Raw genomic sequence first — 22814 nt, 5'->3', positions numbered from 1 at the left:
TTTCACTAGACAATCTCGGATCACTTTACCTATAAGAACTGGGAGAATAGTGACTTAACTCTTGATGAACTGAAAGCCAAAAGTTTCGCATGCCTCCGTCTGCGTCGGATCGACTGGAAGGCTAGGAACAAGCTCCTCAGGGCCAGCAGTAACCAAACCCAAACTGTCGTCGCAACCCAAAGCGCACGGGCTGGCTACTTTTAGTGTAGCGTTCCCAAAGGCGCAAGGCATGTGGGCTGGGGCCCACGGCGCCGGGACGGGCTGACCTTCAATAAAGTGATGTACCTCCTTCATATCATAGATGCGTCCAAACGTCATGAAGAAGATCCCGAAGCACACCAATGTCAGCAAGCCCCGCTAACCATGATGTTACAGCTGGCGCGCAAGGTGTGAAGCTTGGCGGTGATACTGCTGATTTGGTGGAACCAGCGCGAGTAAAGCAGCGAAACCTCTTCACCTACCTAGTACTGATAATTTTCATTGTAGAGTTGGCCCGAGTACTCGTCTCATAGACTTGTTGATCACTGTCTCTATACCGGAAATGAGTGATTACGCCGTTCTTATTCATCGGGATGCTTTCCAGTTGCGTCACCGTGCCTTTACCTCGACAGCACTCCATCGAGTCGTCCCATAAATGGACCCTGAGTCTTTTGCCAGGGAGGGCAGGAACAGCAGCACACAGCACGCAACGGTAAGCAGGACTATTCGGTTATAGAGATGATCTTTTTCAGCTTCACGTGGATAAAACATTCTCCAGTCCTTCGTGTGAGATTCGTCCGCAGCCTTATCGGCGTGTTTATCCAGAAACTTGGGTTTCACCAGCGTTTTCGCCCTTATCCCTTAGGCTTCGCCGAACAGGGGAAACCGGTGGTTTATCCAGGAGTCCATTTCTCTGAGGACAAGAAAGGCCTAGTTATGGAAGACCTTTCTTGTCCTGGAAGCAAGCGCCTCGGCTACCTTACCTCAACAATATCCAAAGCCCGATTCGCCAACAGCTCACTCACCTCAATCACCTGCAAAATCCCCAACGCAACCCGCCGTCGTGACCCATCCAGATCAAACGCCAAATCACTAATCATGGCATTCGCCGAAGCCAGATTCTCACTCAGATTCGCAAGCAAACACTCAGAATCTACCCCCGGATCAATCCGTAAAATGGAATCGGACTTGTCAGACGTTTCGTTCTTAGGCTTGGGCTTCAGATAAAAATCTAACGCTCGCGTGTCAGCGTCGTCGATTTTCTTGTTGCGGGCGAACTGGGCGCGGGAGGTGGGTTCATCAGTAGCTGGAGGATTCGGTGTAACTTTTACCATCGTCTTGCTTCCTGTAGTAGGAGCCATCACCCACTCGCTGCTAAACGATGGGAGGCAGCTGTACGCAGGTTAGCAGACCGGGGAAACAAGAAACCGGCGCGTCCGGGGACGCCCTGCGCACAGCCACCATCAAGTGCAGGATGGGAATCCTGACTGGATGACGCCTTGCACAACCTGTTTCACCACGAGCTGCTAAACCCGATCACTGACAATCAATGACAGGTCCAAAACTACCGACGCGACCCCAGGCGTACAAGCCGGCGGATTCTGGCGTAGTTGTAGGCAAAGGCGCAAGGCGCTGTGGCTTGGCGAGCTTTCGTCGCTGGTGTCTGTCGGTCTTTACTGACAGGACGCCACTCGATTGGTCCGAACAGGTGCCCGATGCCGTTCGGCGCTTAGCTTATAGGAGGGGACTGCTACGCAGCCCAGCGGGAGAAAGCTCCCTCGCCACGTTGGTTACCTGCGATTGGAGCCACTAGGCGCCCTCGCCCTTCTCTCCCGACTCATCGCTATGCACCACCACCAACAACTGCGCCTGAACATCCCCCACCGAACGCAGCCGATGGGGCTTCTGCGCATTGAAATGCAAGGCATCGCCGCGATTCAGCAGCACGCGCTCGTTCATGAAATCCACTTCCACCTGCCCCTCATGCACGAATAGAAACTCCTCCCCCGTGTGTTCCTTGAACGCGTGGTGCGCGGTGAATTCGGTCGCGGGGTAGAGGATGAAGGGCAGCAGGCTGCGCTCGGAGACCTGATGGGCCAGGACCGCGTATTCGGAGCTGCCGCTGCTCGACGCCAGCGAGCGCCGGTCTTCGCTGCGCACCAGGCTGTAGCTGTCGAGGGAGACGTTTTCTTCGGAGAACAATTCTTCGACGTTGACGTTCAGCGCCTTGGCGAGCTTGAGCGCGGTGGCGATGGAGGGCGTGCTCAGCCCGCGCTCCACCTTGGACAGGTAGCTCTTGGTCATCCCGGTTTTTTCGGCCAGGACGTCCAGTGTCATGCCGAGTTTTTTCCTGAGCAATTTCAAGCGAATGGACATAGGTAACCAACAATTCCTGGGAAACGGACAATCAAAGGTTGCAAATGACACTTTGTGTCATATAGTATTTTTTGTGTCATTAGCACCTTCCTTCCACAGCTTCCATGACGCGGATCAAGAACGGTCAAAGAACGAATCAGGAGAACGGATATGAGCAAGACACTGGCGACACCCAAGGACCAGTTGGTCCAGCACGCTGTTAACCAGATGCAAAAATCACTGCCGGATAATACGTGGACTGTACGACAAAAGCTGGCCCTGACCTGCCGCATCCTGTTCGAAAACGGTCACGACTCGGGCCTGGCCGGGCAGATTACTGCGCGCGGGCCGCAGCCGGGCACCTACTACACCCAGCAATTGGGCCTGGGCTTCGATGAAATCACCGCCGGCAATCTGCTGCTGATCAACGAAGACCTGGAGGTGCTGGAGGGCCACGGCATTCCCAACCCGGCCAACCGTTTTCACACCTGGGTCTACCGCGCCCGGCCGGATGTGAATTGCATCATCCACACCCACCCGACCCACATCGCCGCGCTGTCGATGCTGGAGGTGCCGCTGCAGATTTCCCACATGGACCTCTGCCCGCTCTACGAAGATTGCGCGTTTCTGGAGGGCTGGCCGGGTGTGCCGGTGGGCAATGAGGAAGGCGAATTGATCGCCGGTGCTCTGGGTGACAAGCGCGCCATCCTGCTTTCCCACCACGGCCAGTTGTCCACCGGCGCCACGGTGGAGGAAGCCTGCAACATCGCCCAACTGATCGAACGCGCCGCGAAGCTGCAACTGCTGGCCATGGCCGCCGGCGAGGTGAAACCGATCCTGCCTCACCTGGGCCGCGAAGCCCACGACTGGATCGCCCGCCCCAAGCGTCACGCCGCCGCCTTCAACTACTACGCCCGGCAGAACCTGCGCCAACACGCCGATTGTCTGAACTGAACCCATTAGGAGCCACGCCATGTCTACCCCCAATATCCACGGCATCATCGGTTACACCATCACGCCCTTCTCCGCCGACGGCCAAGGCTTGGACCTGGACGCACTGGGCCAGTCCATCGACCGCCTGATCGACAGCGGCGTCCACGCCATCGCGCCTTTGGGCAGCACCGGCGAGGGCGCTTACCTGAGCGATGCGGAGTGGGATCAGGTCAGCGAGTTCAGCATTGCCCGCGTCGCCGGCCGGGTGCCGACGGTGGTCAGCGTGTCGGACCTGACCACCGCCAAGGCGGTACGCCGCGCACGTTTTGCCCAAGCGAAGGGCGCCGATGCCGTGATGGTGTTGCCGGCCTCTTACTGGAAACTGAGCGAGGCGGAAATCCTGGCCCACTACCAGGCCATCGGCGCCAGCATCGACCTGCCTATCATGCTGTACAACAACCCAGCCACCAGCGGCATCGACATGTCTGTGGAGCTGATCTTGCGGATTTTCAACGCGGTGGCGAACGTCACCATGGTCAAGGAGAGCACCGGCGACATCCAGCGCATGCACAAGCTGCAGCTGTTGGGCGAGGGCCAGGTGCCGTTCTACAACGGTTGCAACCCACTGGCCCTGGAAGCCTTCGCGGCCGGCGCCAAGGGCTGGTGCACTGCAGCGCCGAACCTTATCCCGCAGCTCAACCTCGACCTGTATGACGCCGTGCTGGCCAACGACCTGACCCGGGCCCGGGCGCTGTTCTATCGTCAACTGCCGCTGCTGGACTTCATCCTCAAGGGCGGCTTGCCGGCCACCATCAAGGCCGGTCTATGCAGCCTGGGCCTGGAAGTGGGCGATCCGCGCTTGCCGGTGTTCCCACTCGACGAGGCGCGCATTAGCCAACTGCAGACGATGTTGAATCAATTGCGCTGAATCACGCTGGGCCCTTGCGACCGACAGGTGGGCCATCCTGTTCGGTCGCTGTTGTCCTAATGGGTGAGCACCGCCATGACCATCGAGGCAATGAGATGAACCCCTATCAACCCTTGAACTGCGACTTGCATGACTACCTGGAGATTGCCTGCCTGTACGGCTACACGCTGGACATCGAACTGACTGACGGCCAACGCCTGACAGCCCGCGCGATCACCACGCGTACCGCTCGCACGCGGGAGGAGTTTCTTGAGGTTGAAACCGCGGAGGGTCGTCGGGAGATACGTCTGGATCACTTATTGGCGATTACACCGCGGGATGAGCACGCCAGGTTTGGACGGGTTGTGCTGGCACTAGGTGACCAGCCTTTGGACGCTTAGCTAGGCATCACCTCACCGGCCTGTTCCAACGCCAACCGGTGCAAGGTAACAGCGGCGAGTTCAATCTCATCACCCCAGCTCACATCGAAACCCCATTCACCCAATTGGGCGGTGGCGAACAGCGACAGGTCTTCCAAGGGTTTGAGCGCCGGAAATTGGCGAACGTGTTCGCGCAGGTCCACGTCGTAGCGCTTACCGTTGACGAACTCCACCTGCAAGGCATGTTTGCCAGGGGCAGGTTTCACGCTTTTTATTTTCGCTTTGCTGATCATCAGTCAGCTCCTCCGGAAGATGTTGCTGCGGGTTCGTCCTGAAGTGCGTACCGCCGCTACTATTGCAACCCAAGCCTCCGGCCAATGGCTCACGACCGCTCACTGATGAGCCGCGACAGGACTCAAACCACCGGCGAGGTCCAAGGCGCACAAGCCGGCGGATTCTGGCGTAGTTGTAGGCAAAGGCGAAGGCGATGTCGGCTGTCAGCTTTGGAGATAGGATCTGATCGCCCTGCTGGGGTCGGCCTATGCTGCCGTTCCCGAACCTGGGCATAGCCCCTCATCAGGCTTCAATGGCGCTGGACTGGCTGGATAGTGCTATCTTCTTTTGATAGCATGCCCAAAATGAAGAACAGACACCGAAAGACCCTTGACGCGATCTACCGAACGCCAACCAGCGCAGCGATAGTGTTTGCTGACATCGAGGCATTGGTCATTCATCTGGGCGGCCAAGTGTTGGAACGCGAAGGCTCGCGGGTCAAGCTCGTGTTACGAGAGGCCCAGTGGCGCTGCCATCGGCCGCACCCTGGAAAAGAAGCCAAGAAATATCAGGTAGAAGAAGCTCGCGAATTTCTCCAGCGAGCAGGAGTTGAGCTATGAATAGCATGACCTATAAGGGCTATACCGCCCGAGTTGAGTTTGACGAGCGTGACGACATCTTCGTCGGTCGAGTTCTGGGCGTGCGTGACATCATCAGCTTTCATGCCGACTCAGTGACGCATCTGCGTGCCGAGTTTGCCAGTGCTGTTGAGGATTATCTGGCGGACTGTGCCGAGCAAGGCGTCAGCCCTGAGAAACCTGCTTCAGGGAAGGTGATGCTGCGCATTCGTCCTGAAGTTCATGCCGCCGCTACCATTGCCGCTCAAACCGCTGGAAAAAGCTTGAACCAATGGGCTGATGAGGTATTTGAGCGCGCGGCGCACGTCTGACCGCCGGTGTCGGTGATACAAAGCTTTCCTGCTTCGACACCAAGTCCCTTCCGACACGCCCACAAAAAAAGGGTCTGCCAAGCCAGACCCTTTTTTATGTTGCTCAGGCAAGCGACTCTCCCTTACCTCACTTCAACAATGTCCAGCGCCCGATTCGCCAACAACTCACTCAACTCAATCACCTGCTGAATCCCCAATGCCACATGCCGCCGGGTATGGGTTCTATACCGGCCAGAACCGCGATTGGGAAATGGTCGACGTCGTTCAACTGGTTCCTCGCGCCGATCACTACGTCGCCGACCTGGGATTCGGGGGTTCGGCCGGTTTATGCGGTTCTGAGTGTTCGTAGAAAAGGCCTGGCCGAGGCCGGCCACGACTATCATCCGGCCCCGAAAACACAAGAAATAGTTGGTTTTCCTGACTTGAAGAGAGGAATCAAAAAGACACCCGTACAGGGAGGTGGAGGCCTACGACATCGCTGGCTTGATGCTAAGGGCAGAACAATCTATGAATGGGATTCCTCACACGGCGAATTGGAAGCCTATCGCTCAAGCGATGAAAGCCACCTAGGGGCATTCGATCATCTTACTGGCGAGCAGACAAAGGCCGCCCAAAAAAACCGTAATATCAAAAAGTATTTGTGAGGATTAAATGGGACTCAAACTACGACTGGAATGGTTCGACAAGCAAACTGAATGCTACGAAGGAGAAGAGTACTCGAAAGATTTGGGCGAAGATGGCGCTGTCATTGAGGCCCTAGGGATTCCAATCGAAAACAATATAAATAATGGCGGCTTCAATGTTCCCAAGAATGGATAAAAATTCTCCAACCTTATTTCCAGCATTCAATTGATTGGTCCACCTATGTCTACCAGATTTCCTTCGATTATCGAGATAGTTGGTAGCCGCAGAGAGAGAGTAACCAGTAAAAACCACCCTGCTTTGGCTAAACGATTTGGGGCCGCTGCGCAGCCCCAGCGAGGCGGTGAGATGATTCGCTAAAGCCCCTCGCCACAAATTGACGGAGTTCTTGGATAACGGGTCGTAGCAAGCTGCCAAGTGCTTCCTCCTGATGCAACTGTTTACAGCATTACTCCACATACCTCACATCAAACGACCCTCTGACAACTTGGCCTTCCGTATCAGCAAAAGAATAGACACCTTTAAAAAAGCTAAAGAATCTGCCGAACTCTATAGTGATTGTCCCTGTACTGACCGAATGACGCTTACCCTCTTCGTCGATGAAAACCCACCGTATAGAGGGACCATCAAAATCACCGGGATATTGAAACGTTTTCATGTCGCTACCCGCTTGTGCGGCCGGGAAGCCGATAAAAATCGCGGCGTCGTCTTTTTTTCCTCGCTTCCACGCTCTCAGCCCTCCTTGCAGAAATCCGCCGCTGGCGTTGTTGCCATCACTGTTGAACAACGTCGCATTGACCTCTGTAAAAGTTACCGAAGATGGCGTATTGACGATAATCGTGCCGACCATGCGAGCATCTGTTTTTTTCTTGTTGGTTGTCATGTTTGAACCCTCAGTGCTGTGACTCAAGGCGCCAATAAGACAGCGCAAAGGGATATAAGCATCAGATATACCCATCGACTACTGTCAGAAGTAACAGCTGGTAAGATCGTTTTAATGAGTTGGTTGCGAGTGATCTGCAAAAAACGCAATAACCGTGGGAGCAAAGCTTGCTCGCGATGGCGGTAGTCAATCGGCAATAACGGCCTGCCGCCATCGCGAGCAAGCTTTGCTCCCACAGGTTTTGCAGCGTTTGATCCTGCTGTTTCTTTTAGCCGCCCGGCAAAAATCTTTCGCTTTATCCCCTCCCGCAAAGCTCCCATCCGCTCCAGCAAAGTCGCCGCGTCCCCTCCCCCTCGATAATGCCCGCTTCGCTTGCAGTCCCCTTACCCGCCAACACCGTGTAAACCCATGAACCTACGCACCTTCATCCGTAGTTATTGCCTCAAGTCCAGGCTCGCCATGAGTGCGCTGATCCGGCTGCACCGGGCGCTTTCCTTCATGGCCGGGTATCTGGCGCGGTTGGGTGTCGATTCCGAGCGGTGGCCGGTACCTCGTGATGAGGGGGCCGCGAACAGGCAGGCCAATACCATTTGCCCGGAGCTGGCCGCAACCGTGTTCAGCCATGCGCGGGAAGGGGCGATGCTGGTCGACCCCTTCGGGCGGGTCATCGGTGTGAACGAGGCGTTCACGCGCCTGACCGGTTATGGGCAAGACGAGGTCAGGGGCCGGGACTTGAACTCCCATCGCATGGTGCGGCGGCTCGCGGCGTTTTATGCGCCGATGAAGAATGCGCTGGATTTCCACGGGCATTGGTCCGGGGAAATCCAGAGCAGCCACAAGGACGGTCGGGAGATGACCTCGCGCATCAGCATCAGTGCCGTGCATGACTGGCACGGCAATGTTCAGCATTACGTGGCGCTGTTCAGCGACATGACGCAGATCAAGCAGCGCCTGCAGTTGCTGGAGCGTGACGCCCGGTATGACGCGCTCACGCAACTGCCGAATCGGTTGCTGTTGGCCGAGCGGATGCGCCAGGCATTGGGCAAGGCACGTCTCCTTCAGCAGAAGGTAGCGATTGCGTTTATCGACCTCGATGGCTTCAAGGCCTTGAACGACGGTTATGGCCATGACTGGGGCGATCGGGTGTTGCAGATCGTCGCGGCGCGGATCAACGCAACCCTGCGTGAGAGCGATACGCTGGCGCGGCTCGGCGGCGATGAATTTGTGGCCGGCTTGGTGGGGCTACAGAAGGTGGAAGACAGCGAGCCGTTGCTCAGGCGCATGCTGCAAGCGGCCAACGCGCCCATCCTGATCGGCGCCCAGACGGTGGAGATTTCCGCCAGTATCGGCGTGGCATTTTTCCCCGAGCACGGTCAGGAGGTTGATGGGCTGATCAGCAAGGCGGACCAGGCGATGTACCTGTCGAAAAAGGCCGGCGGCAACCGTCTGGCGTTTTGTCCGACCCGCTTCATCTCCCTCAATAACGAAGCCTGAGGGTGGTACCGAGGGTTCTTTCGCTGCCGAGCTGTACGCCGTAGTCACCGGCGCCCAGCAGTGAGTAGACGGCGGTGATGTAGTGGCGGTCGAAGACGTTGCGCACCCAGCCTTCCACTTCCCACCCACGGTCCTGGCGGCGCAACCCCAGGCGCAAATTGGTGAGGCCGTAGCTGGGCTGATAGCTGCCCTCGCCGCCTTCAAGGGTGCCGTAGTAACCGGTCCGGAAGCTGTAGTCGACGCCGCTGTAGGCTTGCAGCCCGTACGGCAGCGGATGGGTATGGTCCAGGCCGCTGCTGAGGCTCCACTCGGGCGCATTGTAGAGCCGGTCGCCGCTGAGGTCGCAGGTCCACTGGCCCGAGGCCGGCGGACACGGCGCGTTGGGGAAGCTGCGATAGCGCGCGTCGCTCCAGGCCAGGCCCAGGCGCCCGGTGAGTCGGGGGGACAAGTGCCAGACAGAATCCAGTTCGATCCCGTGCATGCGCACCTTGCCGACGTTGATCAAGTTGTCCCGCAGCGGTGGCGCAAACATCGACGTCGACGGGCTGTAGGTGAGCGCCTGGTAGTTGTCGACGTCGGTCTGGTAGACGGCGAGGTCGAGCAGCGCCCGCTCGTCCCAGAACCGCGTCTTCATGCCCAACTCCAGCGACGTGGCGCGCTCCGGCTCGAAGGTGGGCGCGGCGAACGGGCCGACCACGTCGAAGTTGATGCCGCCGGCCTTGTAGCCACGCGACCAACTGACGTAGCCCATCACGGCATCGCTGAAGCGGTAGCTGGCGCTGAGGAGGCCGGAGACGTTGTCCTCCTTGATCGAGTCCTGGCGGTAATAACCCCCCCCTAGGGCGATGTCCCTCAGCAGTTGGCCGCCCGCCTGGAATGTCGGTGGCAGGCCGGCCAGGGAGGCCAGGTGACTGACGTCGCGGGAAACCCAGCCGTCCTTGCGCTCCTGGCTGTAGCGCAGGCCGCCGGTGAGTTCGAGGGGGTCGACGGGGCGCCAGGAAACCTGAGCGAATACGGCCCGGCTGTCGCCCTTCTGCTGGCCGTCGTAATGTTGCCGGGCGCCGTCCAACAACTGGGGCGGCACCTGCCGCGGATCGGTGATGGTGATGCCGTAGAGCTTCTGCAATTGCTCCAGTTGGTCGCCGACGAACCAGGGCGCGGCGTCCTTGCCGAATTCGACGTCGATATCACGGTCAAGCTGCTGGCGCAGGTAATAGAGCCCGGCGACATAGTCGATGGACGAGCCGGCCGTGCCGGACAGGCGCCATTCCTGGCTGAACTGCCGGTGCCCCAGCTCGGTTTCCGACTGAGCCACCGACAAGGCTGTGCTGTCGCCGTCGCGGCTGGCGCGATAGTCCCAGTCACGGTAGGCGGTGATGCTGGTCAAGCGCATCGCTTCGTCCAGGTCCCAGTTCAGTTCCAGGGAGACGCCGTCCTGCAGGGTTTGCGGGTGCCCCGGAGCGTTGATACGAACTTCGCGTTGGTCTGGGTCAGACGCAGGCAGCGGGTAGCCGACAAACCGGGCCCGCTGGCGGGTCTGCTGGCTGTAGTGGTTGACCAGCAGCACGTTGCCGGCCTCGTTCTGCCGGGCATGGTCCGCGATCAGGCGCGCACTGAAGTCCGCGCTCGGCGTCCACAGCAATTGCCCGCGCAGGCCTTGGCTGTCAGCATCACCGAGGCGGGCGCCGTCTTCCAGGTTTTCCACTTGCCCGTCCATCGAGCGCTCGAAGACGTTCAGCCGCCCGGCCAGTACGTCGTCGCGCAGCGCTCCGGAAACCGTCCCGCGATATTCACGTAGACCGTGTTCCCCGTAGCTGGCCTCCAGGTTGGCCTCGGGTTGGAACGTCGGTTGGCGAGTGATGATGTTCAGCGCACCCGCGGTGGTGTTCTTGCCGAACAGGGTGCCCTGGGGCCCACGCAGCACTTCGATGCGCTCGACGTCCATCAACTCGGTGAAGGCCATGCCCTGGCGCGCCTGGTAGACGCCATCGACGTAGGTGCCGACGCTGCCTTCCAGGCCATCGTTGTAGGTCGTGGCGCCGAAGCCGCGCAGGCCGAAGCCGGCATAGCGGGCGTCATGCCCGGACACCACCAGCCCGGGCACGCGCTGCTGGATGTCTTGCAACGTGTGCAGGCCGGCTTGGTCCAGTTGCTCGCCGTAGAGGACGTTGATCGGGATCGGCACGTGCTGCGGGTCTTCCTCGCGGCGGCGCGCAGTCACCGTGGTTGCCTCAAGGACTACGGGGCCGGGCGACACCGCAGGCGCGGTCGGCGATTGCGCTTGCTCGGCATCAGCCCACGCCCAGGGCAGTGCCGACAGGCTGCCGAGCAAGAGCAACCGATAACACCGACCGGGCATGCTATTGCTCCCGAGCCATCGGGCGCACCCTGTCCGCATCAGTGAGTGCCTTGACCCATGCCAGCAATTCACGGCTGTCGGCCGGCTTGAGCAGGACCGCATCGAACGTCAGGTCCTGGGGATAGCCCCCCGGCCTGCGGGGCGGAACCGCCGAATAAAGCAGCACCGGGCAATCGTGTCCGTGCTCGCGCACCCGTCGCAGCAGTGCCCAGCCGTCCATGCCGGGCATCATCTGGTCGCTGATCAGCAGGTCGACCGGCTGCTGGGCCAGGCAGGCCAAGGCGTCTTCGCCGTTCGCCGCGAGGCTCACGTCACACCCGTAGCCGGCCAGCAGGTCATACAGCCATTCGCCGTTCTGCTCGACATCGTCCACCAGCAGGACATGCAGACCTTGGCCATCAAACGGTTCGGCATGGCTATCGACGATGCCATTTTCAAGCTCGTGTTCCTGGGCGAACTTCAGTTGCAGGCGAAAACTGAAGCGGCTGCCGCCCTGCTCGCTGGCCTGGGGTTCCAGCCGGCTGCCCATGCGCTCCAGCAGTTGCGCGACGATGGACAAGCCAAGCCCGCTGCCTTCGTAGCGTTGCGCATTGCGGCCACGACGGAAGGGTTGCAGCAGTTGTTCGAATTCTTGTGGATCGATGCCAATGCCGCTGTCGATGACGCTGAAGACCAGTTCCACTGCGTCAACGGTCGCCCCTGGAACAGCGCTCACTTCAAAACGGACCTGGCCGTTACGGGTGAACTTCGCCGCGTTGGTCAAGAGGTTCATGAGGACCTGCCGCAGCCGTTTGAAATCGGCCTCTACCAGCGCCGGCAGGTCCTGCGCCAGAACGGCTTCGAAGGTGTTGCCCTGTCGCGCGGCGAGGAAGCCCGCCTCCTCTTCGATCTCCTTCAGGAACCCGTACAAATAACCCGGCGCGAGGGTCAGTTGCATCTGTTCCAATTCCCCCTGGGAGAACTCGAGCATCTCGTCGATCAGCTCCAGTTGCTGGCGGGCGTTGCGCTCGATATTGGCCGGGTACTCCCGGTTCGGACCCGCGTGCAACAGGCGCGAATAATCGATGATGCGCACCAGTGGCGAACGCAGGTCGTGGCTGATGCGGGCCATCAACGCACTGCGTGCCGCCAATGATTCGCGCAGCTGTGCCGTGCGCAGTGCCACGGTACTTTCCAGGCGCTCGTGCTCGGCCTGGCGCTGTTGTTCGAGGGTGGACAAGGCGTGCTTTTCCCGATACCGGCTGCGGCTGACTTCCATGATCAACGTGCACACCAGCAACGCCACGCCAGGCAGGGTCGACGACAGGCTGTGCTTGCTTTGCGGCGATTGCCAGGGCAACTGTTCCTGTGGGAAGAAATAGCGCATCAACAACTGCGAAAGCAGCAGCCCCGGCACCAGCCACGCCATCCAGTTGTAAGTGAGCCGCCTGCGCCACGCCATGAATAACGTAGCCAGGAGCGAGCCGTAGAAACTCAAGAGCGACACCTGGACCATCTGCGCGCCTTGGACCGGATCGACCTTCAACCACCAGACCCGGCCAAGGGCACAGCCCAGCAGTGGCACCCAATAGCTCCAGCCAATGATCCTCGGTAGCCGGGCCACCTGTAGCAACACGCGCATGTAGGCGAGGAACAGGACGAACGAGGTCACGCTGACGCACGCCAGCAGTTCGCGGGTCCAGCCAAGCGCCGTGGGCCAGTAGATCAGGTAGCCGTTCACGATGCAGGTCAGCAGGATATAGCTCAGTACCGCGCCCGCATTCACGCTCAACAATCGGGAGCGCAGGATCCAGCCGACGATCAGCCCGAACGGGACGACCAGCAGGACAATGCCCAGGGTCAGACCGTCGCTCAGGTAAACCTGTTGCTGGCTGCGCAGCAGCGCCGGTTCAGACCACAGTTGTGGCTCCAGCAGCATCTGGAAGTTGCTGGTCACCCGGATGAACAGCGTGGTGCTCTGCCCAGCCGCCAGCGTGACCGGGAACGCCGGCTGGCGCGCCGCTGGTTGGGGCCATTCGGCGAGGGGATGGGCGCTGCCTGCCTGGGCACCACGCCAGTGTCCGTCTTCAGATTGGTAGACGCGGATGTCTTCCAGCCGCGGCGCCCCAATCACCAGCAGGCGCGAGCAGGCCCTGGCGCTTGCATTGATGAGTTGCAGTTTCAACCAGAATGCCGAGCGGCTATAGCCTTGCGCCGGCCAATTCGCGGTCGCAGTGTTGAATCGGGCGTCGGGCAGTTGCGCGACTTCGTCCAGGTTCAACCTGGCCTGGGGGTCTTCGACAATCCGCATCGCGGGCATCACGTCCAGCTGTTCAGCCTGGCAGATATCCACAGGCGCCGCGCGCAGCAGGCCGGCGGACAACAACGTCATCGCCAGCAACAAAAATTGCAGGCCCCGCATCAGGCGCGCCCGGCCGACTCGGTATCGACGATGCCCAGGGTCTGCTGGCGAAACTGGCTGGGCGTCATACCGATGCGTTGGCGGAAAGCCGTGGTGAAGTTGCAGGCATTGCGAAAGCCGATCAATTCGGCAACGTCTTGCACGCTCATGGCGCTTTCACTCAACAAGGCCTGGCCGCGACGCAGCCGCGCATCGCGAATGTAAGCGAACACGGTCAGCCCCAGATGCTCGCGAAATATCCGGGAAAGGCGTTTTTCATGGGTGCCGACTTTTTGCGCCAGTTGCATCAGGGACGGCATGTCATCGAGGTGCTGTTCAATCCATCGCATCGCGGCGCGCAGCACGATCTCGTCGCCCTCCGGTTCCGGGTCCGCCGGGCTGGCTTGATGGGTCGGCGGCGCGCGCCAGGTCAGTTGCAGGTGGATCCTGATTCGCGCCAGCACTTCTTCGGGGGCGCAGGATTTGGGGATGTAATCGACCGCGCCCACGGTCAGCCCTTCCAGGCGCTCCAAGGTGCTGTTGGCCGAAGACAAGAAGAGTATGGGCGTCTGCCGGGTCGACGGTGCCTCGCGCAGCAGCCGGCACAAGCTGAAACCGTCCATGTGCGGCATGTGTACATCCAGCACGATCAAGTCCGGGCGCAAGGCCAGGGCCCGCTGATAGCCCTGGTGGGCATCGCTGGCCAGGGAAATGCGCCAGGGTTGGGCCTTCAGCAGAATGAGCGTGGCACGAAGGTCCTCCGGGACATCGTCGATCAGCAGGATATGCGGCAGCGCGTCGCAAGACACCGTCGCGCCCCCGGACACAGTCGTCCGCCTTTCGTCTCGTCCGTCGTCCATTCGCTACGTTCTCTTATCGTGCTTTTGCCAACGTCAATGCCGAAAGGCAAAGGTATCGCAAAGACAATGGAGGGGTCGGTAAAAATCGTTATACCGATAGCGGCAGGTGCGGCGAAGACTTGAAGAGGGCGGATCGTCCGTGGCCTTCTCCCCGTCAGATACCGGCGCTGAAGCGGTCTCGCAGCGAGGCTAAGGATCAAACGACGCAAAACCTGTAGGAGCAAAGCTTGCTCGCGATTGCGGCAAACCAGTCAACATTGCTGCTGACTGACTTACCGCAATCGCGAGCAAGCTTTGCTCCCACAGGTTTGTGGCTTAACTGATTGGCATTAGGCTGAGGGGGGGGTTGGGGCTGCGGTGCAGCCCAGCGGGGATGAATCCCCTCGCCACAGAGCGGCCCGGTCGTTATTCAGCGTTTACAGCATTGTGCTTGCCAAACCCACCATGCTCCCGATACCACGCCACCGTATCCGCAACGGTCACTTCCAGATCCCGGAAGCGCAGCCCCAGCACCTGCTCGCTCTTGCGAGGGTCGAAACAGAAAACCTGTGGGAGCAAAGCTTGCTCGCGATGACGGCAAACCAGTCAACATCGCTGCTGACTGACTTACCGCAATCGCGAGCAAGCTTTGCTCCCACAGGTTTGTGGCTTAACTGATTGGCATTAGGCTGAGGGGGGGGTTGGGGCTGCGGTGCAGCCCAGCGGGGATGAATCCCCTCGCCACAGAGCGGCCCGGTCGTTATTCAGTGTTTACAGCATTGTGCTTTCCAAACCCACCATGCTCCCGATACCACGCCACTGTATCCGCAACGGTCTCTTCCAGATCCCGGAAGCGCAGCCCCAGCACCTGCTCGCTCTTGCGAGGGTCGAAACAGAAAACCTGTGGGAGCAAAGCTTGCTCGCGATGACGGCAAACCAGTCAACATCGCTGCTGACTGACTTACCGCAATCGCGAGCAAGCTTTGCTCCCACAGGTTTGTGGCTTAACTGATTGGCATTAGGCTGAGGGGGGGGGGTTGGGGCTGCGGTGCAGCCCAGCGGGGATGAATCCCCTCGCCACAGAGCGGCCCGGTCGTTATTCAGTGTTTACAGCATTGTGCTTTCCAAACCCACCATGCTCCCGATACCACGCCACTGTATCCGCAACGGTCTCTTCCAGATCCCGGAAGCGCAGCCCCAGCACCTGCTCGCTCTTGCGAGGGTCGAAACAGGTGCGATGCTCCTCGCGTATCACCAGCCGCAACGTCGCCAAGCTCAACAGGATCGGCTTGCCGGTCAGCCGCGCATAAATCTCCTGCGCCGTCGCGAGGGCGTATAGCAAGGGCAGCGGCAGTTGCCGCGAAGGGGTCTTGACGCCCGCGATACGGCCCAGCACCGGCACCAACTGCCCCATGGTCATGTGCCGGCCCGCTGCTAGGTAGCGCTCGCCTCGCTGTCCCAGCTTGGCTGCGGCAATCAGTGCCCAGGCCACGTCGCGGGCATCGACCACGGCAAAGCTGCCGGGGATCAGCCCGGGCAATTTGCCGTTCACGACGTCCTTGACCAGTTGTCCCGAGGACGTCGGGCCCATGTCGCCAGGGCCCCACATCCAGCCGGGCAGGACCATGCAGGCGTGCATGTCGGGATGGGCGTCCAGGAAGGTCAACACGACACGGTCGGCGAGGATCTTGCTGCGGTAGTAATCGTCCGCATCGGCCTCGGCCCGCAGGCAGGTTTCATCGATGGACGCGCCGGGTTCACCGTCGAGCACAGCGATGGAAGAGGTGTGGATAAATCGGCGTATGCCCCCGCGGTACGCCTGATGAAGCAGGTCTCGGGTGCCGCCGACGTTGATCGCTTCAAGCGCCGCCCAGTGGCTGCCGCCCTTGTAGTTATCGCGAAAGAATGCCGCCGTATGGAACACCGTATCGCAGCCTTGCAGCGAGGCGGCGAAGGCATCGACATCGGCCATGTCGCCGACAATCAGCTCCACACCGGGCAGGTCACTGAATTGCTGTTCGCCTTTGCTTCTGGAGCGGACCAGGGCTTTGACGGCATAGCCACGCGCAACCAGTTCCCGTACCAGGTTGTTGCCGAGCAGGCCGGTGGCGCCGCTCACAAATACGTTGCGCATGGCTCAAGCCTCGCCCAGTTCGGCGGACGGCAGCAACACCGCGCTGTCGAAGAACACTTCTTCATGGGTGGCCAGCCCATCCTTGAAGATGAAGTGCGCCGCAAAGTGCGCAGTGATGTGCCGACCATGGGGCGGTATCACCCGCTCAGGCAGCACCAGGGGGGCGGTGAAGATGCCGGACAGTACGGCAACCAGTGCCAGTCGATCCTCGGCGACCATGAAGGGGCTGAAGGTGATTTCGGCGTCGGGCAGCGCTTCGAACAACGCGAGTTCCCGTTTGCGCATGGCCTCGCGACCAATCTGAATGCCCGTGCCATCGAGGTAGATGAAGTCCTCGCTCACCAATGCAAGCATCGCCTCCACATCACGGCAATTGAAGGCTCTTGAGGCGCGTTCCGCGTAGTCGTTGGGGCCGGCGGTCATACAGTCCACTCCGTGGGTTTCGAAGGGCCGTAGATATACCGTTGGCGCCGCTTTTGAAAAACAGCGACTACTGCATAATGGCTTTGCACATATGCAAATCAGGGAAGACAGGACGCATGGCATCGCAAGCGAATTGGGACGATCTTCGATTGCTGCTGGCCGTCTCGCGGCGGGGCAGTTTTCTTCAGGCGGGGCAGTTGTTGGGAATCGCGGCGTCTACGGTGTCCCGTCGCCTGACGCAGTTGGAAAGCGCCTTGGGCGAACCCCTTGTCGAGCGGGGCGTCGAAGGCTGTTGGCTGACCTCGCGAGGCCAGTCGCTGGTGGAAGTCGCCCTGGCCGCGGAAACCGGTTTGCGCCGACAAACCGTTACGAGCCCGCCCGGGCGCCAAGCTGAGCTCAGTGGCAGCGTGCTGGTCAGTGCCGGGGAGGGTTTCTCTTCCTCCGTGCTGGAGGCCGCGAGCCGCTTCACCGCCCTGCACTCCAATTGTTCAGTGGAATTGCTGGTCACCGCCGAATTCCACAAGATCGTCCGCGGCGTGGCAGACATTGCGGTGCGCACCGCCCATCTGGGTGAGCCGTCACTGATTTACAAGCACATCGGCCGAGTCGCTTACGGCGTCTTCGCCGATGCGGCCTATCTGAAGCGCTCTCCAGCGCTCACCCCAGCCACGGCGGCGCATATCGCCTTGCTTCCCCCGCTGGACATGCTGCCGCAACTGCGCGCGGCAAAAGCCGGCGGCCTGGAGCGTGCGCCGATCAGCGTGAACTCGTTCACTGCACAAATCGAGGCGGTGCGGCAAGGCATGGGGGTGGCGGTATTGCCTCGGGTATTGGCGCAGGATCTGATCGAGGTGTTTCCAGAGCTGCCTATTCCAGATCTGGAGGTCTATCTGGTGAGCCGACCCCAGGCGTTGAAGCAGGCGCACATCAAATGTTTTTTCGGGATGTTGGAGCAGGTGTTGCTGGAAAGTGTGTCCGGGGGTTAGGGCTTGGAAAGCCGCGTACTCACCTGGACAACTGCCGCTTCCAGGCTTCATGAATGAGCTCCGGCCTGGCGGTAAAACGCGACATGTGGCGTATGCCAACCACCGGCACTCGAACGCCAGCAATGGTCGCGGTGAAGCCGAATGTTGCGGTATGCGAGCCGGTACAGATGTGGTCGATAACCTCGCCTTGACCAAATGCCGCATAAAGAATGCTGGCAGCAGAAGGCGCCCGGAGCGAGTTGCTGTAGGCAACGATCAACTCAGGGCGACTCAGCTTCATGGTCGCCTCGGCGAAAAACCGCATGGATCGCTCGGCAAGCACCCGATGACTGCCAAGCGCCGATGCCTTGGCCGCTCTGCCGATTGAGGCGGCGTCCCTGGAGCACAGCAGCAAAGCGTTGGTGTAAAGGGTTTCGGCCTTGGTGAATCCGAGTTTGTCGGGCAACGTGCTGAGCTGATTCGCCAGGCGAGTGCTTCCCCATTTGCCCTCTACGCCAAGCCCCACATTACAGACCTCGGGCTGTTGGAAGTCGCCTTCGATGGCGGAAACGTTGGTGAAGTCCTTGTCGGCCTCAGAGCCGTTGAACCCCATCACGATCAGCCTTTTCTGTTCCGGCGGCGCTGCCAGCACGTTGAACGCGCAGTCATACGGACGCGAGGCGAGAGGGCCCAGTTCGGTTTCGTTCAAGGCATTCAGGATCAGGTTCAGGGTTGCTTGGGGCATGTGGGGTATCCATCAATTGCCACCGTGTCGTGGCTCGGGGTGGGACTGTTGATCGCCAGCTTACAACTGTCTCTGCTTCAATGTATCCAACCGAATCGATATCGCGTCGCGGATGAGTAAACCGGCATTATTCCCAGCAGGCTGATGCTTCGCAGTTCACCGCCGAACGCAGCCGACCATACGCCTCCACCAGTTGCTCCAGCGTGAACGCACGATTCCTTCCACTCGGATTCGGCAATACCCAGACCCGCGCATTCCCGAACGGACTCGGCTGAGGCCCCCACATCACCTGTTTCTGCCCGGTCAACGCCGCATACGCCGCCTTCCCGAGAAAAGCGACACAGCGGGGCGCATACCGGAGGATCTTCTGTTCGAAATCCACGGCGGCGGCGGTGAATTCGTACGCCGACAGTTGGTCGGCACGGGCGGTCGGTCGCCGGACCACAGCCGTCAGCCCATAGCCATATTCCAGAATCGACCGATCCCGTTGCGGCGAAATTTCTTCATGAGTGAAGCCGGCCAGACGCAAGGTTCGCCAGAAGCGGTTTCCGCGCCCGGCAAAATGATGTCCTTGGGCGGCAGCCGTCAGCCCAGGGTTGATCCCGCAGAACACGACCGAAAGGTCCGGGCTCAGGATGTCTTCGAGTGCGTTGTCGCTCATGAACCGCAAATCACATTGACCGCAGTGCGCACCAACTCGGTCAGTTCGGCCCGGGATTTACCCGCCCTCGCCCGTATCGAAACACTGTGCAGCAAGGAGGCAGCCAGCACTGCCAACGCGGCCGGATCGGCCTTGGCTTTCAGTTCGCCGGCGTCGACCGCCCGTTGCAACCGCGCTTCAAGATGGGCGTCGAGCCGGCTCAAGCGATCCGACAGCACGTCGCGAATCTGCTGATCCTCCACCGCCTCGGTGGTCGCGGTACCAATCGCGAAACAACCCCGGGGTTGGCCGTCCCCGGAAAAATAGATCGCCAGTTGCCCCTCGTAGAACTGCGTCAGCGCCTGTTCCAGTGTCAGGCTGTCGTCCATCAGCGCTTGTTCCATGGCCGCAGAAGCCGTCTCCCAGTATTGCTCGAGGGCCTTGATGTAGAGGGCGTGTTTGTCACCGAACGCTGCGTACAAGCTGGGGCGATTCATGCCGGCGGCGGTGGCGATGCTGTCCAGTGATGCGCCGGAGTAGCCGGTGTTCCAGAACACGCCGAGGGCTTGGGCCAAGGCGGTCTGCGGATCGTAGGCGCGTGGACGGCCGCGGCCTTTCGCCTCCGCAATCTTTTTTTGTGCCATGTCGTACAAAATCCTTGTAAGGGGATCGGATCGAGGGATATTCTTACACCATCGCACAAAATTAAGGAACCAGAAATTCCTTGATGGACAGGTTTGTTGTGGCGGAGCTCGAACTGGGTGTGGCGACGACGAAGCAAGCGGCAACGGAGTGATCCTCCCGACTGCGCACTGGAGTGGTTTTCACCGTAATACACACGTCGGCGCCGCAGCGATTGTGCATCAGTCGGCCCGATACCCCGACTAAAGGTGTATCCGATCATGACCCAGCAACTCGACCTCTCAGCGACACAAGCCTTGCCGCACCCGGGCCCTGACCTGGATAGCGCCCCGAAAAAACCGTTCAAATCCACCTTGCGCCCCTGGCTGATGAGAGGGGTGCCCGCCCTGTTCGCCGTCATTGGCTACGCCCACTACCGGGTAAACGAGCCATTCGTGTCCACCGACAATGCCTACACTCGGGTGGCCAAGGCCTCGATCAATACGCGTGTTTCCGGGCAAGTGGTCGAGATCGCGGTCGAGGACAACCAACCCGTCCGCAAGGGCCAGGTGCTGTTTCGCATCGACCCCAAGCCTCTGCAGATCGCCGTCGCCCGCGCCGACGCACAACTGAGCAGCGCACGCCTGCGCATCGATGAATTGAAAGCCAGCTATCGCCAGCAGCAGGCAGAGTTGCAGTCGGCCAGGGAATCGGAGGATTACGACCGAAGGGATTTTGCCCGCAAGAAAGCGCTGGTTACCACCCAGTTCGTCTCCCAAGCGGCGTATGAGCGCGCGGAAACCGACTTCAAAGTCGCCCACCAACGCAGCGCCTCGGTCGAGCAACAGATCGCCAGAACGATTGCCGCGCTGAACGGCAATCCCGAGATCGCCGTCGACGATCATCCCAGCGTGCGCGAAGCCAGGGCCCACCTCGACGAGGCGCAGTTGTACCTCTCCTACGCCACGGTCACGGCGCCGGACGATGGCGTCGTTGCCAAGGTCGACGACCTCCAGGTCGGCAACTACGTGAACAACGGCACGCCCGCGTTCGCCTTGATTGCCGGCCATGAGCGCTGGGTCGAAGCCAACTTCCGCGAAACCCAGGTCACCCACATGCGCCCGGGGCAGGCCGCGGATATTTCGATCGACACGTATCCAGGCCGGATCTTCAAAGCCCACGTCATCAGCCTGAGCCCCGGCGCTGGCTCTGACTTCGCGCTGCTGCCACCGGAAAACGCCACCGGCAACTGGGTCAAGGTGGTGCAGCGGGTGCCGGTACGACTCGAGCTGGATGAGGTCGATCCGGAGCTGACGCTGTTTTCCGGCACCAGCGCCACGGTCAAGGTCGACACGGGCTATCGCACGCCATGGTGGCATCCGCTCAAGATGCTGTGGACCGCAGGAGCCTTCTGATGAACGCCTCTCCTGCGGATGCTCCAGCGACTGCCGATGCCCGTTCGCTGCGCTTTGTCGCGCTGCTGGCGACTTACTTGCAGTCCGCCAATCTGCCGCTGCCGAACGCGGCGCTGCGGTTGATCCAGGGCAGCCTGTCGATGAGCGACGATCAGGCTGGATGGATTTTCACGGCCTACCTGGCGGCGACCGCGATCACCACACCCATCGCCCAATGGCTAGCAGCCCGGTTCGGCCTCAAGCGGGTGTACCAGGCCGCATTGGTGCTGTTCGCCCTCGGCCTGTGGCTTGGTACATTGGCGACCACGCCCATGCAATTCATCGGCGCACGCATCCTGCAGGGTGCGGCCAGCGGTGTATTGGCCCCCCTGTCGATGGCGATTGCCCTGGACACCTTGCCACCGGCACGGCGCGCCAGCTTCGGCCCCCAATGGACGGCGTTGGTGCTGTTCGGCATTGTCAGCGCTCCGAGTATCGGTGGCTGGATCTGCGAGCACTTCGACTGGCGGCCGATGTTCTACCTCAGCTTGCCCCTGACGGCCTACATCCTGCTGGCGGTCACGCTGCTGCTCAAGGAGAAGAAAGCCGACAAGCGTCCAGCAGTCGATTTCTTCGGCGTCGGTACCTTCACCCTCGGCATGATCGGGCTGCAAATGCTCCTCGACCGTGGCGAACGCCTGGAGTGGTTCGACTCGGTGGAAATCTGGATGCACGCACTGGCCTGCGCACTCGGGCTCTATGTGTTCATGGTGCACCGGTTGACGGCCACGACGCACTTCCTCGGTAAAGGCCTGTTCAGCGACCGCAATTACGTGCTCTCGACGATCATCTTCTTTGCCTTCGGTTTCGTCTTGCTGTCGACCATGGCCCTGACCTCGCCGATGCTGGACGAGATTCTCGGCTACCCACCGGACACCACCGGCCTGCTGACCCTGCCTCGCGGCGTGGGGCTGGTGGGCGCGTTCCTGCTGACGGGACGTCTGCTCGGGCGCTTCGACCCTCGGTTCTTTATCGCGGCAGGCGTTGCGCTGACGGCGTATGCCAATTGGCTGATGCTCGGCTATTCGCCGTTGATGGACTGGACGCCGGTGGCGGTTAGCGGCGCCATCCAGGGCGTCGGCCTCGGCCTGTTGATGCCGGCACTGGGCAAAGTCGCGTTCAGCACCCTCGATGCAACGCTGCGCCCGGAAGCCACCGCATTCTTCAATTTGATGCGGGTCTACGGCAGCACCTTGGGCGTGGCCGTGGTGCAGATCTTTTTCTTCAACAGCACCCAGGCGATGCATTCGGCACTGGTCAGCCAGCTGACGCCCAACCGCCTGTCGAACGTGACCTCGCTGTCCGCGCTCGAGGGGCTCAACCATCTGGCGACCCATCAGGCGGCGTTCGTTGCAGTCGTGGGGCAATTCAAGATCTTGCTGGTGGTGATGCTCGTGGTGAGCCCGCTGGTGCTGTTCCTGCGCAAGCCCCTTACAGCCAACTGATTCGTGGAGTCCGT

General features: G+C 60.4%; 23 protein-coding genes and 3 pseudogenes. 11 read left to right on the top strand and 15 right to left on the bottom strand.

Annotation, left to right across the window (positions count from 1 at the left end; genetic code table 11):
- Positions 1–953: 953 nt before the first annotated feature.
- Positions 954–1313 (bottom strand): DUF6124 family protein, encoded by a 360-nt coding sequence (locus QZH45_RS06205; RefSeq protein ID WP_055135221.1) that lies wholly within the window; start codon positions 1311–1313, stop codon positions 954–956.
- A gap of 475 nt (positions 1314–1788) precedes the next feature.
- Entirely contained in the window at positions 1789–2355 is a 567-nt protein-coding gene (locus QZH45_RS06200; RefSeq protein ID WP_055136125.1) for a helix-turn-helix domain-containing protein, read from the bottom strand.
- 150 nt (positions 2356–2505) lie between these two features.
- Between QZH45_RS06200 and QZH45_RS06195 the strand changes: the two genes are divergently transcribed.
- The 3 genes from QZH45_RS06195 to QZH45_RS06185 all read left to right on the top strand — a co-directional run bounded on the left by QZH45_RS06195 (position 2506) and on the right by QZH45_RS06185 (position 4575).
- Positions 2506–3288 (top strand): aldolase, encoded by a 783-nt coding sequence (locus QZH45_RS06195; RefSeq protein ID WP_024777027.1) that lies wholly within the window; start codon positions 2506–2508, stop codon positions 3286–3288.
- A 19-nt stretch (positions 3289–3307) separates the two neighbouring features.
- On the top strand, positions 3308–4195 hold the full coding sequence (locus tag QZH45_RS06190; RefSeq protein ID WP_055136126.1) for a dihydrodipicolinate synthase family protein: 888 nt from the start codon (positions 3308–3310) through the stop codon (positions 4193–4195).
- Positions 4196–4290: 95 nt separating this feature from the next.
- Positions 4291–4575, top strand: coding sequence for a Rho-binding antiterminator (locus tag QZH45_RS06185; protein WP_055136127.1), 285 nt, complete (start codon positions 4291–4293; stop codon positions 4573–4575).
- Here QZH45_RS06185 and QZH45_RS06180 read toward each other — a convergent pair.
- The gene (locus QZH45_RS06180; protein ID WP_053192592.1) at positions 4572–4847 is read right to left on the bottom strand and encodes a DUF2442 domain-containing protein; all 276 of its coding nucleotides are present in this window, start codon (positions 4845–4847) and stop codon (positions 4572–4574) included. The genes QZH45_RS06185 and QZH45_RS06180 overlap by 4 nt on opposite strands.
- 336 nt (positions 4848–5183) lie before the next feature.
- On the opposite strand from QZH45_RS06180, the gene QZH45_RS06175 reads away from it, so the two are divergent.
- Positions 5184–5447, top strand: coding sequence for a type II toxin-antitoxin system HicA family toxin (locus QZH45_RS06175; RefSeq protein ID WP_335718863.1), 264 nt, complete (start codon positions 5184–5186; stop codon positions 5445–5447).
- Positions 5444–5776, top strand: coding sequence for a type II toxin-antitoxin system HicB family antitoxin (locus QZH45_RS06170; RefSeq protein ID WP_024777022.1), 333 nt, complete (start codon positions 5444–5446; stop codon positions 5774–5776). Before QZH45_RS06175 ends, QZH45_RS06170 begins: the two co-directional genes overlap by 4 nt.
- A gap of 122 nt (positions 5777–5898) precedes the next feature.
- On the opposite strand, the pseudogene QZH45_RS06165 reads toward QZH45_RS06170, so the two are convergent.
- Positions 5899–5991 (bottom strand): annotated as a pseudogene (locus QZH45_RS06165) (DUF6124 family protein); the annotation flags it as partial.
- Here QZH45_RS06165 and QZH45_RS06160 point away from each other — a divergent pair.
- Positions 5988–6420, top strand: a pseudogene (locus tag QZH45_RS06160) (colicin E3/pyocin S6 family cytotoxin); the annotation flags it as partial. The pseudogenes QZH45_RS06165 and QZH45_RS06160 overlap by 4 nt on opposite strands.
- Before the next feature lie 7 nt (positions 6421–6427).
- Positions 6428–6595, top strand: a complete 168-nt coding sequence (locus QZH45_RS06155; protein ID WP_420902219.1) for a colicin E3-like toxin immunity protein — start codon at positions 6428–6430, stop codon at positions 6593–6595.
- Here the strand turns inward: QZH45_RS06155 and QZH45_RS06150 are convergent.
- Complete coding sequence (locus tag QZH45_RS06150; RefSeq protein WP_420902220.1) at positions 6533–6835, bottom strand: hypothetical protein; 303 nt, start codon at positions 6833–6835, stop codon at positions 6533–6535. The genes QZH45_RS06155 and QZH45_RS06150 overlap by 63 nt on opposite strands.
- Before the next feature lie 31 nt (positions 6836–6866).
- Positions 6867–7301, bottom strand: coding sequence for a hypothetical protein (locus tag QZH45_RS06145; RefSeq protein WP_024777021.1), 435 nt, complete (start codon positions 7299–7301; stop codon positions 6867–6869).
- A 408-nt stretch (positions 7302–7709) separates the two neighbouring features.
- Between QZH45_RS06145 and QZH45_RS06140 the strand changes: the two genes are divergently transcribed.
- Positions 7710–8795: a sensor domain-containing diguanylate cyclase gene (locus QZH45_RS06140; protein WP_024777020.1), complete on the top strand. Its 1086-nt coding sequence runs from the start codon at positions 7710–7712 to the stop codon at positions 8793–8795.
- Here QZH45_RS06140 and QZH45_RS06135 read toward each other — a convergent pair.
- From QZH45_RS06135 to QZH45_RS06110, 6 genes and pseudogenes are all read right to left on the bottom strand, one after another.
- Positions 8779–11154, bottom strand: coding sequence for a TonB-dependent receptor (locus tag QZH45_RS06135; RefSeq protein ID WP_055136210.1), 2376 nt, complete (start codon positions 11152–11154; stop codon positions 8779–8781). The genes QZH45_RS06140 and QZH45_RS06135 overlap by 17 nt on opposite strands.
- A 1-nt stretch (position 11155) precedes the next feature.
- Positions 11156–13555 (bottom strand): hybrid sensor histidine kinase/response regulator, encoded by a 2400-nt coding sequence (locus QZH45_RS06130; protein ID WP_055136211.1) that lies wholly within the window; start codon positions 13553–13555, stop codon positions 11156–11158.
- Positions 13555–14361 carry a helix-turn-helix domain-containing protein gene (locus QZH45_RS06125; protein WP_392396986.1) on the bottom strand — a complete coding sequence of 269 codons (807 nt, stop codon included), beginning with the start codon at positions 14359–14361 and terminating at the stop codon, positions 13555–13557. The genes QZH45_RS06130 and QZH45_RS06125 overlap by 1 nt, the downstream gene beginning before the upstream one ends.
- A 772-nt stretch (positions 14362–15133) precedes the next feature.
- Positions 15134–15265: pseudogene (locus QZH45_RS06120) on the bottom strand (oxidoreductase); the annotation flags it as partial.
- A gap of 204 nt (positions 15266–15469) precedes the next feature.
- Positions 15470–16507, bottom strand: a complete 1038-nt coding sequence (locus QZH45_RS06115; RefSeq protein ID WP_069018468.1) for an SDR family oxidoreductase — start codon at positions 16505–16507, stop codon at positions 15470–15472.
- Positions 16508–16510: 3 nt separating this feature from the next.
- Entirely contained in the window at positions 16511–16930 is a 420-nt protein-coding gene (locus QZH45_RS06110; RefSeq protein ID WP_055135711.1) for an ester cyclase, read from the bottom strand.
- Between the two features lie 116 nt (positions 16931–17046).
- On the opposite strand from QZH45_RS06110, the gene QZH45_RS06105 reads away from it, so the two are divergent.
- Positions 17047–17916: a LysR family transcriptional regulator gene (locus tag QZH45_RS06105; RefSeq protein WP_055135710.1), complete on the top strand. Its 870-nt coding sequence runs from the start codon at positions 17047–17049 to the stop codon at positions 17914–17916.
- 19 nt (positions 17917–17935) lie between these two features.
- On the opposite strand, the gene QZH45_RS06100 is transcribed toward QZH45_RS06105, so the two are convergent.
- From QZH45_RS06100 to QZH45_RS06090, 3 genes are all read right to left on the bottom strand, one after another.
- Complete coding sequence (locus QZH45_RS06100) at positions 17936–18604, bottom strand: hypothetical protein (RefSeq protein WP_152980113.1); 669 nt, start codon at positions 18602–18604, stop codon at positions 17936–17938.
- 163 nt (positions 18605–18767) lie between these two features.
- Positions 18768–19301 (bottom strand): G/U mismatch-specific DNA glycosylase, encoded by a 534-nt coding sequence (gene mug, locus QZH45_RS06095; protein ID WP_024777593.1) that lies wholly within the window; start codon positions 19299–19301, stop codon positions 18768–18770.
- Positions 19298–19924: a TetR/AcrR family transcriptional regulator gene (locus tag QZH45_RS06090; protein WP_024777592.1), complete on the bottom strand. Its 627-nt coding sequence runs from the start codon at positions 19922–19924 to the stop codon at positions 19298–19300. Before QZH45_RS06090 ends, mug begins: the two co-directional genes overlap by 4 nt.
- Before the next feature lie 258 nt (positions 19925–20182).
- On the opposite strand from QZH45_RS06090, the gene QZH45_RS06085 reads away from it, so the two are divergent.
- Positions 20183–21316: an HlyD family secretion protein gene (locus QZH45_RS06085; RefSeq protein WP_055135709.1), complete on the top strand. Its 1134-nt coding sequence runs from the start codon at positions 20183–20185 to the stop codon at positions 21314–21316.
- A complete protein-coding gene (locus tag QZH45_RS06080; protein ID WP_024777590.1) occupies positions 21316–22800 on the top strand; it encodes a DHA2 family efflux MFS transporter permease subunit in 1485 nt (494 codons plus the stop codon). Before QZH45_RS06085 ends, QZH45_RS06080 begins: the two co-directional genes overlap by 1 nt.
- Positions 22801–22814: the final 14 nt, after the last annotated feature.

Source organism: Pseudomonas corrugata, assembly GCF_050920615.1.
Lineage (GTDB): Bacteria > Pseudomonadota > Gammaproteobacteria > Pseudomonadales > Pseudomonadaceae > Aquipseudomonas > Aquipseudomonas corrugata.
Note: the sequence above shows the minus strand (reverse complement) of the source record. Positions and strands in the feature narration are given on the sequence as shown.

Coding starts and splice junctions, on each gene's coding strand:
- QZH45_RS06205 (WP_055135221.1), bottom strand. CDS start 1,313: ATGGTAAAAGTTACACCGAATCCTCCAGCTACTGATGAACCCACCTCC.
- QZH45_RS06200 (WP_055136125.1), bottom strand. CDS start 2,355: ATGTCCATTCGCTTGAAATTGCTCAGGAAAAAACTCGGCATGACACTG.
- QZH45_RS06195 (WP_024777027.1), top strand. CDS start 2,506: ATGAGCAAGACACTGGCGACACCCAAGGACCAGTTGGTCCAGCACGCT.
- QZH45_RS06190 (WP_055136126.1), top strand. CDS start 3,308: ATGTCTACCCCCAATATCCACGGCATCATCGGTTACACCATCACGCCC.
- QZH45_RS06185 (WP_055136127.1), top strand. CDS start 4,291: ATGAACCCCTATCAACCCTTGAACTGCGACTTGCATGACTACCTGGAG.
- QZH45_RS06180 (WP_053192592.1), bottom strand. CDS start 4,847: ATGATCAGCAAAGCGAAAATAAAAAGCGTGAAACCTGCCCCTGGCAAA.
- QZH45_RS06175 (WP_335718863.1), top strand. CDS start 5,184: ATGCCCAAAATGAAGAACAGACACCGAAAGACCCTTGACGCGATCTAC.
- QZH45_RS06170 (WP_024777022.1), top strand. CDS start 5,444: ATGAATAGCATGACCTATAAGGGCTATACCGCCCGAGTTGAGTTTGAC.
- QZH45_RS06155 (WP_420902219.1), top strand. CDS start 6,428: ATGGGACTCAAACTACGACTGGAATGGTTCGACAAGCAAACTGAATGC.
- QZH45_RS06145 (WP_024777021.1), bottom strand. CDS start 7,301: ATGACAACCAACAAGAAAAAAACAGATGCTCGCATGGTCGGCACGATT.
- QZH45_RS06140 (WP_024777020.1), top strand. CDS start 7,710: ATGAACCTACGCACCTTCATCCGTAGTTATTGCCTCAAGTCCAGGCTC.
- QZH45_RS06135 (WP_055136210.1), bottom strand. CDS start 11,154: ATGCCCGGTCGGTGTTATCGGTTGCTCTTGCTCGGCAGCCTGTCGGCA.
- QZH45_RS06130 (WP_055136211.1), bottom strand. CDS start 13,555: ATGCGGGGCCTGCAATTTTTGTTGCTGGCGATGACGTTGTTGTCCGCC.
- QZH45_RS06115 (WP_069018468.1), bottom strand. CDS start 16,507: ATGCGCAACGTATTTGTGAGCGGCGCCACCGGCCTGCTCGGCAACAAC.
- QZH45_RS06110 (WP_055135711.1), bottom strand. CDS start 16,930: ATGACCGCCGGCCCCAACGACTACGCGGAACGCGCCTCAAGAGCCTTC.
- QZH45_RS06105 (WP_055135710.1), top strand. CDS start 17,047: ATGGCATCGCAAGCGAATTGGGACGATCTTCGATTGCTGCTGGCCGTC.
- mug (WP_024777593.1), bottom strand. CDS start 19,301: ATGAGCGACAACGCACTCGAAGACATCCTGAGCCCGGACCTTTCGGTC.
- QZH45_RS06090 (WP_024777592.1), bottom strand. CDS start 19,924: ATGGCACAAAAAAAGATTGCGGAGGCGAAAGGCCGCGGCCGTCCACGC.
- QZH45_RS06085 (WP_055135709.1), top strand. CDS start 20,183: ATGACCCAGCAACTCGACCTCTCAGCGACACAAGCCTTGCCGCACCCG.
- QZH45_RS06080 (WP_024777590.1), top strand. CDS start 21,316: ATGAACGCCTCTCCTGCGGATGCTCCAGCGACTGCCGATGCCCGTTCG.